General features: G+C 59.2%; 13 protein-coding genes and 2 tRNA genes. 5 read left to right on the top strand and 10 right to left on the bottom strand.

What is annotated here, in order from left to right; genetic code table 11:
• The first annotated feature begins 69 nt into the window (after positions 1 to 69).
• Positions 70 to 723: an HAD family hydrolase gene (locus J5M66_RS06575; protein ID WP_016773740.1), complete on the top strand. Its 654-nt coding sequence runs from the start codon at positions 70 to 72 to the stop codon at positions 721 to 723.
• Positions 724 to 819: 96 nt separating this feature from the next.
• Here the strand turns inward: J5M66_RS06575 and J5M66_RS06580 are convergent, their stop codons facing one another.
• A complete protein-coding gene (locus J5M66_RS06580) occupies positions 820 to 1,782 on the bottom strand; it encodes a zinc-binding dehydrogenase (RefSeq protein WP_123443858.1) in 963 nt (320 codons plus the stop codon).
• Between the two features lie 138 nt (positions 1,783 to 1,920).
• On the opposite strand from J5M66_RS06580, the gene J5M66_RS06585 reads away from it, so the two are divergent.
• Both J5M66_RS06585 and J5M66_RS06590 read left to right on the top strand, forming a co-directional pair.
• On the top strand, positions 1,921 to 4,005 hold the full coding sequence (locus J5M66_RS06585) for a carboxy terminal-processing peptidase (RefSeq protein ID WP_162999827.1): 2,085 nt from the start codon (positions 1,921 to 1,923) through the stop codon (positions 4,003 to 4,005).
• Between the two features lie 118 nt (positions 4,006 to 4,123).
• Complete coding sequence (locus J5M66_RS06590) at positions 4,124 to 5,902, top strand: bifunctional diguanylate cyclase/phosphodiesterase (RefSeq protein ID WP_071171505.1); 1,779 nt, start codon at positions 4,124 to 4,126, stop codon at positions 5,900 to 5,902.
• 57 nt (positions 5,903 to 5,959) lie between these two features.
• Here the strand turns inward: J5M66_RS06590 and J5M66_RS06595 are convergent, their stop codons facing one another.
• The 7 genes from J5M66_RS06595 to J5M66_RS06625 form a co-directional block, all read right to left on the bottom strand.
• Positions 5,960 to 6,316 (bottom strand): hypothetical protein, encoded by a 357-nt coding sequence (locus tag J5M66_RS06595; protein WP_071171512.1) that lies wholly within the window; start codon positions 6,314 to 6,316, stop codon positions 5,960 to 5,962.
• The gene (locus J5M66_RS06600) at positions 6,316 to 11,082 is read right to left on the bottom strand and encodes an RHS repeat-associated core domain-containing protein (RefSeq protein ID WP_207807424.1); all 4,767 of its coding nucleotides are present in this window, start codon (positions 11,080 to 11,082) and stop codon (positions 6,316 to 6,318) included. The genes J5M66_RS06595 and J5M66_RS06600 overlap by 1 nt, the downstream gene beginning before the upstream one ends.
• 239 nt (positions 11,083 to 11,321) lie before the next feature.
• The gene (locus tag J5M66_RS06605; protein WP_207807425.1) at positions 11,322 to 11,729 is read right to left on the bottom strand and encodes an SEL1-like repeat protein; all 408 of its coding nucleotides are present in this window, start codon (positions 11,727 to 11,729) and stop codon (positions 11,322 to 11,324) included.
• Positions 11,730 to 12,101, bottom strand: a complete 372-nt coding sequence (locus J5M66_RS06610) for a hypothetical protein (RefSeq protein WP_003223109.1) — start codon at positions 12,099 to 12,101, stop codon at positions 11,730 to 11,732.
• Positions 12,098 to 12,439, bottom strand: a complete 342-nt coding sequence (locus J5M66_RS06615; RefSeq protein ID WP_016773735.1) for a helix-turn-helix transcriptional regulator — start codon at positions 12,437 to 12,439, stop codon at positions 12,098 to 12,100. Before J5M66_RS06615 ends, J5M66_RS06610 begins: the two co-directional genes overlap by 4 nt.
• Positions 12,440 to 12,551: 112 nt before the next feature.
• On the bottom strand, positions 12,552 to 13,007 hold the full coding sequence (locus J5M66_RS06620) for a YkvA family protein (protein WP_016773733.1): 456 nt from the start codon (positions 13,005 to 13,007) through the stop codon (positions 12,552 to 12,554).
• A gap of 293 nt (positions 13,008 to 13,300) precedes the next feature.
• Positions 13,301 to 14,017: an FKBP-type peptidyl-prolyl cis-trans isomerase gene (locus tag J5M66_RS06625; RefSeq protein ID WP_016773732.1), complete on the bottom strand. Its 717-nt coding sequence runs from the start codon at positions 14,015 to 14,017 to the stop codon at positions 13,301 to 13,303.
• A 269-nt stretch (positions 14,018 to 14,286) separates the two neighbouring features.
• On the opposite strand from J5M66_RS06625, the gene J5M66_RS06630 reads away from it, so the two are divergent.
• Positions 14,287 to 16,098 (top strand): di-heme-cytochrome C peroxidase, encoded by a 1,812-nt coding sequence (locus J5M66_RS06630; protein WP_207807426.1) that lies wholly within the window; start codon positions 14,287 to 14,289, stop codon positions 16,096 to 16,098.
• Entirely contained in the window at positions 16,095 to 17,264 is a 1,170-nt protein-coding gene (locus J5M66_RS06635) for a catalase family protein (RefSeq protein ID WP_207807427.1), read from the top strand. Before J5M66_RS06630 ends, J5M66_RS06635 begins: the two co-directional genes overlap by 4 nt.
• 89 nt (positions 17,265 to 17,353) lie before the next feature.
• Here J5M66_RS06635 and J5M66_RS06640 read toward each other — a convergent pair.
• Both J5M66_RS06640 and J5M66_RS06645 read right to left on the bottom strand, forming a co-directional pair.
• Positions 17,354 to 17,430, bottom strand: a tRNA-Asp gene (locus J5M66_RS06640).
• Between the two features lie 19 nt (positions 17,431 to 17,449).
• Positions 17,450 to 17,525: transfer RNA gene (locus J5M66_RS06645), tRNA-Val, on the bottom strand.
• Positions 17,526 to 17,713: the final 188 nt, after the last annotated feature.

The raw sequence follows: 17,713 nt of genomic DNA on the forward strand, positions 1-17,713 counted from the left end.
GCGGTGCACCTGATTTTAATTCTTGCAGCTATTAGCTCGTAGCTTGCAGCTGTTCTCGGAGAGAACCCGATGGCTTTGGCAATTTTTGATCTGGACGAAACGTTGATCCACGGCGACTGCTCCTCGCTATGGAGTGAGCAGATGGTCCGCCTTGGCTGGGTCGATGGCGAGTCGTTCATGCAGCGCGACAAGGAACTGATGGATGCCTATGGCCGCGGACATCTGGCGATGGAGGACTATATGGCCTTCAGTCTCGAACCATTGATTGGCCGTACCCCTGAGGAAATCGAGCACTTGGTTGGCCCGTGGGTGGAAGATTTCATTGAACCGATCATCTTCAGCGACGCGACCAAAACCATCGCCGCCCACCGCAAGGCCGGCGACCGGATTCTGGTGATCTCGGCATCCGGTGCGCACTTGGTTCGCCCGATCGCTGATCGTCTGGGCATCGACGAGATATTGGCCATCGAGCTGGAAGTCGCCCATGGCGTGTACAGCGGCAACACCGTCGGCACCCTGACTTACCGCGAAGGCAAGATCACCCGCTTGCTGGAATGGCTGGATGCCGAAGAAGAAAACCTCGAAGGCGCGAGTTTTTATTCCGATTCGCGCAATGATCTGCCGTTGTTGCTTAAAGTGGACTTCCCGCACGTGGTCAATCCCGATCCGGTGCTGCTTGAGCACGCCGAAAAGGCCGGCTGGCCGATCCACCTCTGGAAATAAAAACAAAAGATCGCAGCCTTCGGCAGCTCCTACTTTTGGAATGCGTGCCTCTGTTGGAGCTGCCGAAGGCTGCGATCTTTTGACCTTGTTTTGCTGTCAGCTCAAACCCTCATTGATCACCAGCACCAACTTGCCCGCCACCGTATTGCTCGCCAGTTCGGCAAACGCTGCTTCGGCATCCTTCACCGCAAACGCTTTGGCCAATTGCGGACGCAAGCGGCCCTCGGCAAACAGCGGCCAGACATGCTGGCCCAGGTCACTGAGCAGATCCGCCTTGAACTGATCGCCACGACTGCGCAACGTTGAACCGAGCAGTTGCACACGCTTGGCCAACACCTGCGCCAGATCCAGTGTCGCCTCGCGCCCGCCCATCAAACCGATCAGCACCCAACGCCCGTCCAGCGCCATCAGCTTGAGGTTCAATGCTGAATAATTGCCGCCCACCGGATCGAGAATCACGTCGAACGGCCCGAAGTCGCGCAGGCTCTCCAGATCATCGGTACGCACCACGCCGCCCTGCGCACCCAGCGCTTCGCAGTAAGCCAGGCGCTCGGCGGAACCGACGCTGACCCAGCAAGGGTTACCGAAGGCTTTGCACAGCTGAATGGCGGCTGAACCGATTCCACTTGCGCCGGCGTGCAGGAGAATTTTCTCACCGGGTTTCAGCGCTGCAAGTTGAAACACATTCAGCCAGACGGTGGCGTACACCTCGGGCAATGCCGCCGCCTCGATCAGCGAAACACCTTCGGGCACCGGCAGCACATGCCGTCCGTCGACGACCACCTCTTCGGCCATGCCGCCCCCGGCCAGCAAGGCGCAGACCCGGTCACCGACTTGCCAGGACGAGCCCGCGCCGACCTCGCTGATCACCCCGGAGCACTCAAGACCAAGCACTTGGCTGGCCCCGGGGGGCGGCGGATAAAGCCCTGCCTTCTGTAATAAATCGGCGCGATTGAGGCCGGCTGCCGCCACCCGGATGCGGACTTGTCCTACATCGCAGGTAGGACTCGGCTCTTCAACCCATGCCACTTGACCTTCAACGCCTTGCAATGCCTTCACACTGCCTCCATAGTGAGTCTGGACTGAGCCCGAAGCTGTAGCGCCGGGCTTTTTGCATTATGCGACCGGCTCTCAAAGAACCGGCGACTTCAAAGACGGCCTAATATGCGTTATCAATTGTCCCCGCGTCGAATCAGCATGAAGCATCTGCTCCCCAGCACCGCCCTCGCTCTTTTCATCGGTATCGGCCTGTTGCCGGTGTCGGGCACCACATTCGCAGCCAACAGCTGGGACAAGTTGCAGCCTGATCGCGATGAAGTCATCGCCAGCCTGAACGTCGTCGAGTTGCTCAAGCGTCACCACTACAGCAAGCCGCCGCTCGACGATGCGCGCTCGGTGATCATCTACGACAGCTACATCAAGCTGCTCGACCCGTCGCGCAGCTATTTCATGGCCAGCGATATCGCCGAATTCGACAAGTGGAAGACGCAGTTCGACGACTTCCTCAAAAGCGGCGACCTCAACGCCGGGTTCACCATCTACAAGCGCTATCTGGACCGCGTCAAGGCGCGTCTGGACTTCGCCCTTGCCGAGCTGAACAAAGGCGTCGACAAGATGGACTTCAACACCAAGGAGACCTTGCTGATCGATCGCAAGGACGCGCCTTGGCTCAAGTCCACCGCGGAACTCGACGACCTGTGGCGCAAACGCGTCAAGGACGAAGTGCTGCGCCAGAAGATCGCCGGCAAAGACCCGAAGCAGATCCAGGAAACCCTGACCAAGCGCTACAAGAATCAGCTGGCGCGCCTCGACCAGACCCGTGCCGAAGACATCTTCCAGGCGTACATCAACACCTTCGCCATGTCCTACGACCCGCACACCAACTATCTGTCGCCGGATAACGCGGAAAACTTCGACATCAACATGAGCCTGTCCCTGGAGGGCATCGGCGCCGTGTTGCAGAGCGACAACGATCAAGTGAAAGTCGTGCGTCTGGTGCCGGCAGGCCCGGCGGACAAGACCAAGCAGGTCGCTCCGGCCGACAAGATCATCGGCGTTGCCCAAGGCAATAAAGAGATGGTCGACGTGGTCGGCTGGCGCCTGGACGAAGTGGTCAAACTGATTCGCGGTCCGAAAGGCACCGTGGTGCGCCTGGAAGTGATCCCGGCGAGCAATGCGCCGAACGACCAGACCACCAAGATCGTGCCGATCACCCGTGAAGCGGTGAAGCTCGAAGACCAGGCCGTGAAGAAGTCGATTCTCAGCCTGAAACAGGACGGCAAGGACTACAAACTCGGCGTGATCGAGATCCCGGCCTTCTACCTCGACTTCAAGGCCTTCCGTGCCGGCGATCCGGACTACAAGAGCACCACTCGCGACGTCAAGAAGCTGCTCACCGAGCTGCAGAAGGACAAAGTCGACGGCGTAGTCATCGACCTGCGCAACAACGGCGGCGGCTCCCTGCAGGAAGCCACCGAGCTGACCAGCCTTTTCATCGACAAAGGTCCGACCGTACTCGTGCGTAACGCCGACGGCCGTGTCGACGTGCTCGAAGATGAAAACCCGGGTGCGTTCTACAAGGGCCCGATGGCGCTGCTGGTCAACCGCCTGTCCGCCTCGGCCTCGGAAATCTTCGCCGGCGCCATGCAGGACTACCACCGCGCGCTGATCATCGGTGGTCAGACCTTCGGCAAAGGCACCGTGCAGACTATTCAGCCGCTGAACCATGGCGAACTGAAACTGACCCTGGCCAAGTTCTACCGTGTCTCCGGGCAGAGCACCCAGCATCAGGGCGTGCTGCCGGACATCGACTACCCGTCGCTGATCGACACCAAGGAAATCGGTGAAAGCGCCCTGCCGGAAGCCATGCCGTGGGACACCATCCGCGCGGCGATCAAACCAGCGGCCGATCCGTTCAAGCCGTTCCTCGCCCAGCTGAAGTCCGAACATGACGCGCGCACCAACAAGGATGCCGAGTTCGTGTTCATCCGCGACAAGCTGGCCCTGGCGCAGAAACTGATGGAAGAAAAAACCGTCAGCCTCAACGAAGCCGATCGTCGTGCCCAGCACGCCGACATCGACGCCAAGCAACTGGCGATGGAGAACATCCGTCGCAAGGCCAAAGGCGAAGAACCGCTCAAAGAGCTGAAGAAAGAAGACGAAGACGCACTGGCCGCTGCCGAGCCGGACAAGGTCAAACCGGAAGACGATGCCTACCTGAGCGAAACCGGGCGCGTGCTGCTGGATTACCTGAAACTGAGCAATCAGGTGGCCAAGAAGTAAGTGATGGCAATTTAGTGCTGACGATCCCCGGATCGTCATCAAACAGTCATCATTCTGTCGTGCAATAAAGGACCGGGAGCAAGCGCTCCCGGTCCTTTTTTTATCGCCAGAGACTGCCATGACCACGACCGAACAGCTGAGCGCGTTGAGCTCGATCCTGACTCAAAGCGGTTTACACAGCTTGTTCCAGCCGATCATCTGTCTTTCCGAACGCCGCATTCTCGGTTACGAAGCCCTGACCCGTGGCCCGTCCAACAGCCCTCTTCACTCGCCGATTGCCCTGTTCGCCGTGGCGCGGCAGGCTGGCCGATTGAGCGAACTGGAGATCGCCTGCCGGCAAAGCGCCTGTCGCCGCTTCAATGAGCAGCAACTGCCGGGCAAGCTGTTCCTCAACGTCTCGCCAGAATCCTTGCTCGAAGCCGCGCACCAACCCGGACGTACATTGCAACTGCTGCAGGACTTGGGCATTGCGCCGAGCCAAGTGGTCATCGAGCTCACCGAGCAGACGCCAATCGATGACTTTCAGTTGCTGCAAACCGCTCTGCATCACTATCGGGCGATGGGTTTTTCCATTGCGCTGGACGACTTGGGCGCAGGCTATTCGAGCCTGCGCCTGTGGTCGGAATTGCGTCCGGATTACGTGAAGATCGACCGGCACTTCATCGACGGTATTCATCAGGATGCATTGAAAAGAGAGTTTGTCGGTTCGATTCTGCAAATCGCCAAAGCGTCCCGCGCGCAGGTGATTGCCGAGGGCATCGAGTTGCCGGAAGAACTCGCGGTGCTGACTGAAATGGGCGTCGACCTGGTGCAGGGCTACCTGCTCGGCCGCCCTCAGGAACATCCATCCCGCGACGCTCGCGCCTTAATGCCCAAACACGATAGCAGCGCCGTCGCGCTGAATGACGAAGGCAGCGACCTCAGCGCCCTGCTCAACGACCAGCCCGCCGTGCAACGCGATACGCCCACCGCGACGGTACTGGAAGCCTTCCGCCGCCAGGCCAACCTCAATTCACTCGCTGTGCTCGACGAACAAGGCCAGCCCTGCGGCATCGTCCATCGCCACTCGCTGTCGGACGCACTGCTCAAACCGTTTGCCACCGATCTGTTCGCGCGCAAACCGATCAGCCGCCTGATGAACGATGACTTCCTCGCCGTGGAAATCAGCCAGTCGCTGCAGCAAGTCAGCCGACTGATCACCAGCCGCGCCCGCCAGCGCATCGAAGAAGACTTCATCATCACACTCAACGGCAGTTACCTCGGCCTCGGCCGGGTGATCGACGTGCTGAAACTGATCACCGAACTGAAAATCCAGCAGGCACGCTACGCAAATCCCCTCACCCTTCTCCCGGGCAACGTACCGATCCAGCAATGCCTCACGCGCCTGCTGCAACAGGCCCGCGAGTCGATCATCTGCTACGTCGACATCGACAGCTTCAAACCCTTCAACGACATCTACGGCTACGGCCGTGGCGACGAAGTCCTGCTCTGCCTGGCCCAATGCCTCAACGAACGCATCGACCCCACCCGCGACTTCGTCGGCCACATCGGCGGCGACGACTTCCTCCTCGTCCTCGGCCCCGAAGACTGGCGCAAACGCCTCAACCAATTGCTCGACGACTTCCAAAGCCAATGCCGCCGCTTCTATCGGCCTGAACACCTTGAGGCAGGATGTTTTATTGCGCCGAATCGCCAGGGTGTGCGGCAGGAATTTGCGTTGTTGTCGTTATCGATCGGGGTGGTGCATCTGCGACCTGAGGCTTGTGCAGCGCTTGATGCCAGCCAGCTTGCGGAGATGGCTTCGCAGGCTAAGCATCATGCGAAGGGGGTTGTGGGGTTTAGTGTGTATTTGCTCGATCCTACGGCGTCTCCAAAGGCATCACAGTTAGTCGGTTAAGCTCGACGTAGTAGAGTGCGTGCTTACTTGCCAGGCGCCACTCCAGAATGCAGATTTTTAGCCACAGCCCGTTTCATCCCGATACTTTGTTAAGCACTCCAATAGAAGTCTCATAAAACTAGACCTATCGGTAATTTCTTCGTCAAAATAAGTTGTCATTCGATTAAATACACGGTCGAAATTGTCGTTTCTCTCCAAAAAATGTTCGACAGTATTTATTAGCGATTCTTGTTCTGCATCTGTATATTCACAAAATTCAGGCCTTAACACAGTATCGAAAAGCTCTTTTAACTGACGCGAATCGTTTACATTTTTTTCAACTATTAATCGTTCCCTCTCGACATCAGTAGTATTCTCTATATCAAAAACAAACAATAAGTTTTTTATATCTACAATTTCATACGTTTTTTTCATCATTCAAAATCCGCATATGAAGTCACGGTATCGCCATTAGCTCTCAGAATAACCACGGCTTTCCTCTGCTGCCCATAAATGCCGTCTCTGGTATAACCTTCCCCAATTATCTTTCCCATGTCCATAGGCCTTCTAGATGTTTGAAGATTAGTCTGACTGAATATAAGTTTTGCTCTATAGATAGCGTTCAGCTGATCTCTATGGCTGAAAAAATGAGTAGCCGCGCTTGGAATTTTAGGTTCTCCATGGTGCGATCCACCGGTGTAGGTCTCTATAACGCCAGTCGTTGGATTTTTTCCTGTCATGATCCTTTCAAATTGCGACCGTAGTGTTGTTTGGGCGCCGTGCTTTTCCAGAAAATGCTCTCCATTTTGTGGATTCTCCATTTCATGCAAACGTCGGTATGCGTTTTCTTCAGCTAATTCATCAATCCTCGCCCGACGCTCCTGAGCCGTCATCTTCGGCAGCGCAGGTTCACCATCATCCACTTTAGCCCCACCAATCCCACCCGGAACCTCACACCCAGGCTTATTCGGCGGCGGGCAATTGGACGTCAAACCCAACGGATCCACCCACCCCGTCGGATTCGGCACGTACTGGTACTGATTCAACCCACCCGCGAGCTTCACCGGGTCCGGCGTCAGATACCGCCCAAGCCTCGGGTCGTAATACCGATGGCGGTTGTAGTGCAGTCCGCTTTCCGCATCGAAATACTGCCCCTGAAAACGCAGCGGTTGATCCAGATAGTCTTCGCCGGCGAGGGTGACGGCGGCGACTTTGCCGTAGGCGTCGTATTGCGCGGACCAGACGATTTCGCCGCTGTAGTCGGTGAGTTCCTGCGGGGTGCCGAGGTGGTCGAGTTGGTAGTAGAACGGGCAGGCTTTTTTCGGGCCTTTGCCGTCGAGCATCGCGAGTGGGCGGAAGGTGCCGGGTTCGTAGAGGAAGCTGCGGTATTGCGTGCCGCTGCTTTCGGCGACGAGGTGTTCGCCTTGCCAGAAGAATTCGGTGACGGCGCCGTCGACGGTTTTGCGGATGCGCCGGCCGAAGGCGTCGTAGTGATAAGTGGCGGTCTGGCCGTCCGGGCGGGTCAGGCCGATCAGGCGGTGCTGGCAGTCGTAGCGGTATTCCGTGACCAGGGTCTGGCCGTGGCCACGGCGTTCGCGGATCAGGTTGCCGAAGGCGTCGTAGTCGTAATGGCGGTCGCCCTGCATCAGCAGGCGGTTGCCTTTGATCTGCGCAGGGCCGGAGCGGTCCTGCATCAACAGGTTGCCGGCCGGGTCGTGGGCGAAGGATTCGGGCAGTTCGTCGCGCGAGTGGCGTACGCGGATCAACCGGTCGAGGGCGTCGTAGCCGTAGGTGCGCTGGCCGTGGCGGCTGTCGGCGATGTGCTCGAGATTGCCGTTGGCGCTGTAGGCATAATCGCGGCGGTACAGCGAAGCGTGGCGATGACCTACAGCGTGGGCGAGCAAGCGGCCCTGATCGTCGTAGGAGTATTCGCTGAGCAGCAGACCCTGCTGGCGTTGCTGTTCGCGACCGGACTGGTAGACGTGGCGCGTGAGCGGCGTGCCGTTAAGGTCGATGGCTGACAGCGCACCGCCTTTGGCGTAGTGATAGTCGAGCTTGCTGTTGTCCGGCAGGCGCAGGCGTTTGAGCTGGCCGCAGGCGTCATAGGCGTAGCGCAGAGTGCCCCAGCCCTGATGCTCGGTGATCAGCCGGTCCTGACGGTCATACTCGAAGGCCAGCGGATGGTTCTGGCCGTCATTGACACCGATCAACCGACCGAGGCGATCGTAGTCATAGCGGATCTTGGCGCCATCGGGCAGGGTTTTGACGAGCAAACGCCCGGCCCTGTCGCGCTCGTACCGGGTGACCAGCGATAAACCCTGCTCGCCGAACTCGGTCTTCTCCAGCAGATGCCCATTGAGATCGTAGGCATACGCCGTACGCCGCCCATCAAACCCGATTTCCTGTCGGATCAATCCGGTCGGCGTGTAATCCAGTCGGTACTTTTCGCCCGATTCGTTTTCAATCTCGGTCAGCAACAGCCGCGCATGGTCATAGCGGTACTGCACGCGGGTGCCGTCAGGATTGATCCGCCGCGAGACCAGGTGCAGGTCATCGTCATATTCATAGCGGGTGATACGACCGAGCTCGTCACGTTCGGCGGTGATCTGGCCGTAGGCGCCGTAGCTGTAGGCGCGGGTGCTGCCCGTAGGAGAAGTCGTCAGGATCAGTCGGCCGGCCGCGTCCCACTGCTGACGACTGACAACACCAAATTCGTCCTGGGTGGTAATCCGCCGGCCCAGCGCATCGTAGGAAAAGCGCCGCACGCCGCCATCGGGCAGGGTTTCTTCGATGAGCTGGCCGAGCTCGTTCCACACCCAGCGATGGCGGCTGCTGTCCGGATAACGCAGCGACAGCAATTGGCCGCGCAGGTTGTAGTAGTAATGCGTGACCTGGCCGTCGGGATCGACCGCTTCGGTAACGGCACCTTCAGCGTTGCGCCGGTAAATCCACACCGCATCACCACGACAACGCTTGTAGAGAAAACCGTTGCGGTACTCGTAGGACGTTGGTGCATCGTCCGGTGGAATCAGCGCGATCAGCCGTCCGACTTCGTCGTAGCGGTATTCGGTAACCGCGCCCAACGCATCCTGCTCGGCGATCAAGCGCCCCTGCTGGTCATAGGCCTTGAGCTGCTCGCCGCCATCGGCCGCGACCTGACGCACCAGCCGAGCGCGCTCGTCGTGGACGTAGACTTCTTCGGTACCGTCGACGTAATGCACGGTCACGCTGGCATCGTCATCGTTCCAGACGTAACGGGTGTTCATCTGCGAGAACGACGCCCAGTGCCGCACGCAGCGCGCCGCTTTGCCCTCGCGCTGCCACTCCCAGAAGAAGCTCGCGCCGCCGGTCAACTGGCGCTGGAGGATGACGTGGTGGTCGTCGTAGTCGTAGCGCTCGCTGTCGCCGACCGCGTTGGTCGCGACCAGCAGGCGTTGCCGCGCATCGAAGCTGTAGGTGGCAAGGTTTTGTTCGGTGGTCCACTCGCCCTGAACAAAGACTTGGTAATCGACCGCCACCAGTTGCGTGCGGTCATAACGCAACAGCAATGAGCGGCCGGCGCCATTGTCCAGACGCTGAATGCGGTCGGAGCGATCGCGTTGCAGGGTCAGACGATTACCGTAGACATCGCTGATTGCGGTCAGCCGGCCGGCGCGAAAATGGTAAAACCGCGCACTGTCGCCGGCCAACGCCAGAATCAGTTCTTCCGGCTCATCGCCGAGAAAGATCGCCGCCCGCGACAGGCTGTTGTGAATCGCCGGGCGCGCGACATTGGGCAGGGGAAACCGAGTGCTGCGGTTTTCGTGATCAATCCAGATCACGCCATCGCCGTCGAAGGCCAGCCGATGCGCGAGCGTATGGCTCCAGCCGAAACCCAGGCCGATGTCGATCTCGACCGCGCTGCTGCGGTACAAGCGGGTGAACTCGAAGGGCAGCACGCCATCGAGCACCGCGTCGGTCAGGGTCAGCAGTTCTTCGCCGGTGACCATCGACACCGGGCAGCCATTGGTACAGGTTTTGGGCACGCAATCGGCGGCATCGCCGTTGGGGTTTTTCGCCTGGTCGGGCGCGTCGTCGTGTGGCTCGTCCTTCTTCAACATGGCGTTGCGCTTGGCATCCCAGCGCAATTGCATCCGGCCCTTTTTCACCCCGGCGGCGATGCCCCGCGCGGCAACGGCTTTGTAGCGGTCAACGTATTCAATAAAGGCGTTGACGATGCTGAACAGCGCCTTGACCAGACGCTTGGCGACGTTGAACAGCTGCGTTGCGCGGTCAGCCAGACGCAGCGTCAGATAAGCGATCCCCGCCCCCGCTCCGACAAACGTCAGCACCACGCTGATCAACACATCGATGATCAGTTGCACAATCATCATCGACGCCACTTCAGCAGACTTGCCGGCAACCTCGCTGGGCGGCAGCATGTCCAGCCACAGACTCGCCGACCGTAGCAGCAAGCACATCGCCGCCTCGTCACTGACCAGCAACTGCAGCTTTTCCATGAGATCCGGAGCGGTCTGTGCCAGCTCGATCAGCTCAGCCGCGCCGCTGCCTAGACGCTCGGCAAACTTGCCGGGATCCTGGAGAATTTCCGAGAGCAGACCGAGGCTGTCCCATACCCCCTCGATGGCCGCCCAACTGCCGGCGAGCATGCCGTTGCTGGCTGCGATCGCCACCGACTGTGACCACTGCGGCTTGAAACCTTGCCACTCGCTACGCAGCCAGCGCTCAAGTTCGCCGGTCAAACCGTCGTAGGATTTGAACAGCTCGTCGACTTGACTGGAGGTGACAGCGCTGTGGACCAGAACGCGGTAGAACTTGCCCTCGTCGCCTCTGAACTCGCCCTTGCCCTGCTGATCAAGGGTGACCGGCGCGGTTTTGCCGCTATCCACGTCGACCACATCGACGGAAATGTTGCCCAGCGGGATGTCGTAGACCGATTCGAACTTGCTCTCGATTTGCATCAGCCCGCCGTGCGGGCACTGGACGACGCTGGAGGAAAATTCGTCGTCGCTGCTGCTGACCGACGTACTGCTATCGCCGAAGCGGATGATCCGCTCCATACCCACCAGCGATGGCAGGTCTGCTGCCTCGCTGATCTGGTCCGCCCTGCGACTGAGCCAGTGATCAAGCTGTTTGCGGTAGAGGCTGAGCGTTTGCGGAAAGCTGTCGAGTTCCTGCTCGATGCGCGCGATGGCTTCCATCAACACACGCGAGCAAACAAGGTGGACTGAAAAACGGGCTGAAGCATGAGCGGTCCCTCGCGCAAGAAATTAGTCGCGGGAACTGTGCGGGGGATCAAAGAGGAAAGAAGTCAGGCGAGTAGGCAAAGGATGTAGGACTAATCTGCAATCCAGCATCAAGCGAAAAACGTGCAGGCAGAAACGTAAACGCGGCGTGAGGAAAACCTCACGCCGCGTTTACTTAGAAGATATACATGGAATTACTGCGTTGAATCACCAGCCTTCAGCTGTTGCAGCTTCAGCTCGGCCAACGGGTGGCCGGCCTTGGCGGCCATGCTCCACCAACGAGCGGCCTCAACGGGATCCGGCGCCTTGCTCGGGGTACCGGCGAGGCTGATCACGCCAACTTGATAAGCGGCTTTACCGTCGCCGGCCAACGCCGCCAGACGCAGCAGACGCACGCCTTCTTCACGCGCGCCCAACCCGACGCCGCGAAAAGTGAGAATGTGCCCATAAAAGCTTTGAGCATCGACATCGCCGAGGTTGGCCAGGCGCGCGAACTGGCCTTCAAGCCAGCGCCAGCCACGCGGCTGGCGAACGAACCACGACCAATGAAACAGCCGGCGGGCCAGCCAGTAACCGGCCCGCGCCTTGAGCCGCAGAAACACTCAGGCCTCCGCCGATTCCGGGTATTCGTATTCGAAGACCCGCACCACTTCCGACGCATGCCAGGACGCCGCCGCGACGCCATCCGACGGCCCGGAAAAACGCCCCAGACGCTCGACACATTCAAAGAACCCGGTACGTGGCAAACGACTGGCGCCCTGACTGATGACCAGCGAACTGCGCAACGGCTGCTCGGCTTTGGCGTCCAGTGCGGCCAGATGCTCCAGTGCAGCCGTCAACGTCTGCATCGCCGGAGTCGGTAGCTGCAAACGCTCAAGCAAGGCTCGATAGGTCAGAAGATGGCGCTGACGACGCGCCTGGTCCAGTTCCCCCAGCAATCCGTCCCAATGTTGACGGCTGATGCGTACGCTCACGATTCATCCCTCCAACCTGGCACCGTCAGTTCCCAGGCCAGGCTGCGGCGAATCGCGGCGTCGGGCTGACGCTCACCACTTTCGATCATGGCCAGGTAAGACGGGCTGATGCCTACCGTGCGGGCCAGCGCCTCGATGGCGATGCCCTTCCCTTCGCGCAAACTGCGTAATTGATCCAGACCCGGAAGAATCGGCTCCGGCGAGGTGGCGAGCGGCGCTGCTGGCTGCGGCGCCGGTGTTGCGTTGATCCCTGCTGCTTTCAGTAAAGCCTGATATTGAGCCCACGGCAGAACCGCGTATTCGGGTTCGCCATCGCGTGCAATTATCTGAATATCCATGACTACCCCGTAGGACAACACCACTTAGCGAGTCGGCACTTTTCCCTAGAAGTGTAATCCTAACAGCGGCTAAGGTCGCGAGTGGTATCTATCTGTAGGCAGTCTTGGTCAGTCAGGGCTTTTTCGGGCCTTGCAGCTGCAATTGTTCAGGGGTATCAGGGAGGCGTTCAACCACCGCCAGCTTTTCGGGCTGCTGGCGTTTGCGCCACAGGCGAAAGGCGTTGAGCTCGTCATCGAGGGTTTTCATCAGCCAGGCGAGGACAGCGATGTCATCGAGCATGCCGAACATGGGAATGAAATCCGGAATGGCATCGACCGGGCTGAGGAAATACATCAGGCCCGCCACCACCGAAATCAGCGACTTGGCACTGATCGCGCGATACTCGCCACGCCAGTAGGCCAGGCATAACGACTGCAGCAAGCGCAGATCATCCTTGAGTTTGCCCAAGCGATTGCCTTGCGCGGCGCCTTTGCTGGCCACCGCAAACAATAGGGTCGGCAGGCGTCCACGGGCCAGCAGGCGACCGGCCAACGGCAGGAATCGAGCGAAATTCCACGGAGCTTTCATCTATTCTTCCCGTTGAAATGTTATCCACACAAATTGTGGATAACCTTGTGAACAGAGCTGCATTTCAGCGCTGAGAGCCCCGTTTCATAAGGGCTGCGCTCAGATCGGGCGTTTTTTACTCACATAAAAAAGCCCAATATTTCATTGACTTGGCAGCTCAGGGCGTCTAGCGCGGGCAGCCTCAAAGCTATGACTGTGTTGAACGGCGTCAGTTCGCTCTGTTTACCTTTCCTGACCTGCAGATGCAACAACGCCCCGCATAAGCGAGGCGTTGTTGGCGATGCCGTTGCGTGTTACTTGGCAGCGGCGTCTTCTTTGGCTGGATCCTTGATGGCCAGCAGTTCCAGGTCGAAAACCAGAACCGAGTTGGCCGGGATTGCCGGGCTTGGCGACTGAGCGCCGTAAGCCAGATCGCTAGGGATGTACAGTTTGTACTTCTCGCCAACGTGCATCAGTTGCAGACCTTCAACCCAACCCGGGATCACGCCACTGACTGGCAGATCGATCGGGCTGCCGCGCTCTACGGAGCTGTCGAACACGGTGCCGTTGGTCAGCTTGCCGGTGTAGTGAACAGTGACGACGTCGGTCGGCTTAGGCTGTGGGCCATCGGCTTTCTTGACTACTTCGTACTGCAGGCCCGAAGCGGTGGTGGTCACACCGGCTTTCTTGCCGTTTTCTTCGAGGAATTTCTTGCCGGCGGCTGCCGACTCTTCGCTCATCTTGGCCATACGCTCTTCAGCACGCTTTTGCAGCGAGGCGAAGGCTTCGACCAGTTCTTCATCTTTCAGCTTCTGTTCTTTCTTGCCAACGGCATCTTCGATGCCCTGGGCTACCGCTTTGGAGTCCAGATCATCCATGCCTTCCTGGGCAAGGCTTTTGCCCATGTTCAGGCCGATGCCGTAGGAAGCTTTTTGCGCCGGGGTTTTCAGCTCTACGCTGGTCTGCGAGTCACAACCCGCGAGTACCAGGCTAACCAGGGCTACCGCCGCCGCCAACCGATGCTGTTTCATGCTATTTCCTTGTTCATGCGCCGAATGGGCAATCGAGTAAAGCCGCGAGCTTATCAGGCCGCCACGACCAATGGCTACCGGCATGAGAGCAGGAATCTTCCGATAAGTTCAGGGATTAAAACGCATTTGGACGATGGCTGGATGAAGCTTCTGTCATCCGTGAACGACAAGGCTCGTCGGCTCACGGCTCAACATCTGGCGTAATGGCCACTTGCCCAGCCAGCGCCGCTCAGGCATAACAGCGCAACAATTCGACAAGGATGTTCAACTTGCGCCTCTTATTCCGCGTTATCAGTCTGGTGATCGTGCTGGCGTTAATCGCCGTGGCGGTGATTACCTATTACGTCGCCAATCCGAAATTGCCCTTCTACACCCCGCCGCAACAGGTACGTTACCTGGATCAATGGAGCGAAGAGCAACGGCAGACCTACTACTTCACGCCACAAGGTACGCAAGTCAAAGGCCTGCGTTACGAGTGGTTCCAGGCATTGGAATTGCCCTTCTCCGAGCAGCGCTTCGCCTCCCCTGAATATCTCGCCCGTTTCGGCTTCCTGGTCGACCCGCAGCAGAAATCTAGCCCGAACAACCCCGGCAACCTCCCCGTCGGTTTTGCCCGGCACCAGAATCCCGGCGACGCCTCCGAGCACTATCTGGACATCACCTGCGCCGCTTGCCACACCGGCGAGTTGCGCTTCAAAGGCCAGGCCGTGCGCATCGATGGCGGCACCGCGCAACACGTGCTGCCTTCCAGCGTTCCTACTTTGCGCGGTGGCAGTTTCGGACAGGCCCTGGTCGCCAGTCTCGCCTCGACTTACTACAACCCATGGAAGTTTGAGCGCTTCGCCCGCCAGGTGCTCGGAGATGATTACGAAGCGCGCCGCGAACAATTGCGCAGCGAGTTCAAGACCTCACTGAACACCTTCGTCAAAGTGGCCTGGAACGACACCCATCGCGGCCTCTATCCGACCGAGGAAGGCCCGGGGCGTACCGACGCGTTTGGACGAATTGCCAACGCGACGTTTGGCGATGCGATTTCCCCTGCCAACTACCGCGTGGCCGATGCCCCGGTGGATTACCCGCAGCTGTGGGACATGTGGACGTTTGACTGGGTGCAGTGGAATGGCTCGGCCCAGCAGCCGATGGCGCGCAATATCGGCGAAGCGCTCGGCGTCGGTGCCACGCTGAATTTCTTCGACGCCAACGGTCAGCCGCTGCAAGGCGCTGAGCGCTATCCCTCCAGCGTGCGCGTGCGCGATCTGCACGCCATCGAAGAAACCTTGCAGCAGCTGAAGCCGCCAACCTGGCCGGAAGATCTGTTCGGTGCGATCGACAAGCCGCTGGCCGCCAGAGGCCGCGCGCTGTTCGCGGAAAACTGCGCCGGCTGCCATGTCCCGCGCCAATCGCAGGAAGGCGAACGCTGGGTGCAGCACTTGCATATGATTCCCGTGGAGGTGATCGGCACCGATCCGAATGCGGCCAACAACATTGCCAGTCACCGTTTCGACCTGAGCGCACTGCAATGGGATGTCAATGAGCTGAAAAAGATGGACGTCAAACTGCACCCCGAACCCAAGGAGCCGCTTGATCTGAGCCAATTGTCGGTGGCCAAGGGCCTGGCTTACGTCACCGCGTTCGTGGAAAACCGTGCCTATCGCGACGCGCAGATCACGCCGGAAGAAAAACCGCGCATGGATGGTTTCGGCCTGCCGATCGGCGTGCGCGAGAAAGTCGCTTACAAGGCCCGGCCGCTGGCTGGCGTGTGGGCGACTGCGCCGTTTCTGCACAACGGTTCGGTGCCGAGCATCTATCAGTTGCTGTCACCGCAGGACGAGCGTGCGACGACCTTCTACAAAGGCACGCTCGAATACGATCCGCGCCACCTCGGCTATCGCACCGAGCCTTTCACCAACGGTTTTCTGTTCGACACGCGCATCAGCGGCAACCACAACAGCGGCCACGAATTCCGCGCCGGCGCGCGCGGCAACGGGGTGATCGGCCGACTCCTGCAACCCGAGGAGCGCTGGGCGCTGCTCGAATACCTGAAAGTACTGGGCGGACCACTGGAGGCGCAGTTGCCATGATCATGCCGACATTCAAAAAAGAACTGCCGCCACTCGCGCGTTTCTGGCTGTGGCTGGGGCGTTTGCTTGGCAAGGCGCTGCTGATCCTGCTGGTCATCGCCCTGCTCGGCTGGGCCATCGCCGCCGCGTGGTTCGCTTGGCAGCATCGTGGGCCGGTGTCGGCGCAGGAACAGATTCCAGCGGGCGAAGCGGCGATGACCCAGGACATCATTCAAACCGCAGTGCGCATCGTCGACCAGCACCGCGAACCCACGCGTTATCTGCGCGATGCCCACGCCAAGGCGCATGGCTGCGTGAAGGCGCAAGTGCAGGTGTTACCGGAACTGGCGCAATCGCTGCGACAGGGTGTGTTCAGCGAGCCGGGCAAGACCTGGCAGGCGCTGATCCGGTTGTCCAACGGCAATGCCTATCCGCAATTCGACAGCATTCGCGACGCGCGCGGGATGGCAATCAAGCTGTTCGAGGTTCCTGGCACGCAACTGCTCGGCAATCGCCAGGAGCAGCATGAACAGGATTTCGTGATGTTCAGCCATCCGAATTTCTTTGTCAGCAATGTCGCCGAGTACCGTCAGAATGTGGCGGCGCAGGCTGACGGCAAGAAGGTCATGGCGTTTTTTCCGACATGGGATCCGCGCACTTGGCAGGTCCGCCATCTGTTTATCGCCTTGGCCACTCTGTCAGCGCCGCCGGACAGTCCGACTGAGACCACATATTTCTCGGTATCGCCCTACAAGTTCGGTGAGGCCAATGCGAAATTCCGCGTCGTGCCGGATCCGGAGCGTTGCCCGGCGTATACGCTGCCGAAACAGAATCACGACTTGCCGAATTTCCTGCGCAGCGCACTGAATCAGCAGTTGTCGACGGATCGGGTGCCGGCGTGTTTTGCCTTGCAGATCCAGCGCCAGGACGCGAACAAATACATGCCGATCGAGGACACGAGCATTGAGTGGCGTGAGCAGGATGCACCGTTTGAAACCGTGGCGCGGATCACCCTGCCCGTGCAGGACTTCGACACGCCGGCGCTGAATCTGCAATGCGACAACCTGTCGTTCAACCCGTGGTTCGGCATCGAGGCGCATCGGCCGATTGGCGGGATCAATCGCTTGCGCAAGGCAGTGTACGAGGCGGTGAGCGATTATCGGCATGCCCGCAATGCGGCGCAGTAGCGCGGCGATTTTATAAATCGAAGACAGCAAAAAGCCCGCACAAGGCGGGCTTTTTGTGGTGTCTGGCGTTCAGTTCCAGATACCGAATATGGCGCAGCGGACGGGACTCGAACCCGCGACCCCCGGCGTGACAGGCCGGTATTCTAACCGACTGAACTACCGCTGCGCGAAACGCTTGAAACGAATGGTGGGTGATGACGGGATCGAACCGCCGACATTCTGCTTGTAAGGCAGACGCTCTCCCAGCTGAGCTAATCACCCTTCGCTTCGTTACGGGGCGCATTATGCCACAAGTTTTCGTAAAGTGTTGATTTAATTGAATATTTTTCAAAAAAATCTGAAAACCGGTGAAACGATACATCCCGCGGGTACAACCTTGAGACAGAAAAAAACCCGCCTCAGCGGGTTTTTCCGTGGTGACCTGGCGTTCAGTGGTCCAGGTTACCGAA

The organism is Pseudomonas sp. 67(2021) (assembly GCF_017491835.1).
Classification (GTDB): domain Bacteria; phylum Pseudomonadota; class Gammaproteobacteria; order Pseudomonadales; family Pseudomonadaceae; genus Aquipseudomonas; species Aquipseudomonas atacamensis.

What these genes read in the sequence shown, in the direction of transcription:
- J5M66_RS06625 (WP_016773732.1), bottom strand. Translation starts at nt 14,017, where the DNA reads ATGAAACAGCATCGGTTGGCGGCGGCGGTAGCCCTGGTTAGCCTGGTA.
- J5M66_RS06590 (WP_071171505.1), top strand. Translation starts at nt 4,124, where the DNA reads ATGACCACGACCGAACAGCTGAGCGCGTTGAGCTCGATCCTGACTCAA.
- J5M66_RS06595 (WP_071171512.1), bottom strand. Translation starts at nt 6,316, where the DNA reads ATGAAAAAAACGTATGAAATTGTAGATATAAAAAACTTATTGTTTGTT.
- J5M66_RS06615 (WP_016773735.1), bottom strand. Translation starts at nt 12,439, where the DNA reads ATGGATATTCAGATAATTGCACGCGATGGCGAACCCGAATACGCGGTT.
- J5M66_RS06635 (WP_207807427.1), top strand. Translation starts at nt 16,095, where the DNA reads ATGATCATGCCGACATTCAAAAAAGAACTGCCGCCACTCGCGCGTTTC.
- J5M66_RS06620 (WP_016773733.1), bottom strand. Translation starts at nt 13,007, where the DNA reads ATGAAAGCTCCGTGGAATTTCGCTCGATTCCTGCCGTTGGCCGGTCGC.
- J5M66_RS06585 (WP_162999827.1), top strand. Translation starts at nt 1,921, where the DNA reads ATGAAGCATCTGCTCCCCAGCACCGCCCTCGCTCTTTTCATCGGTATC.
- J5M66_RS06600 (WP_207807424.1), bottom strand. Translation starts at nt 11,082, where the DNA reads ATGGAAGCCATCGCGCGCATCGAGCAGGAACTCGACAGCTTTCCGCAA.
- J5M66_RS06575 (WP_016773740.1), top strand. Translation starts at nt 70, where the DNA reads ATGGCTTTGGCAATTTTTGATCTGGACGAAACGTTGATCCACGGCGAC.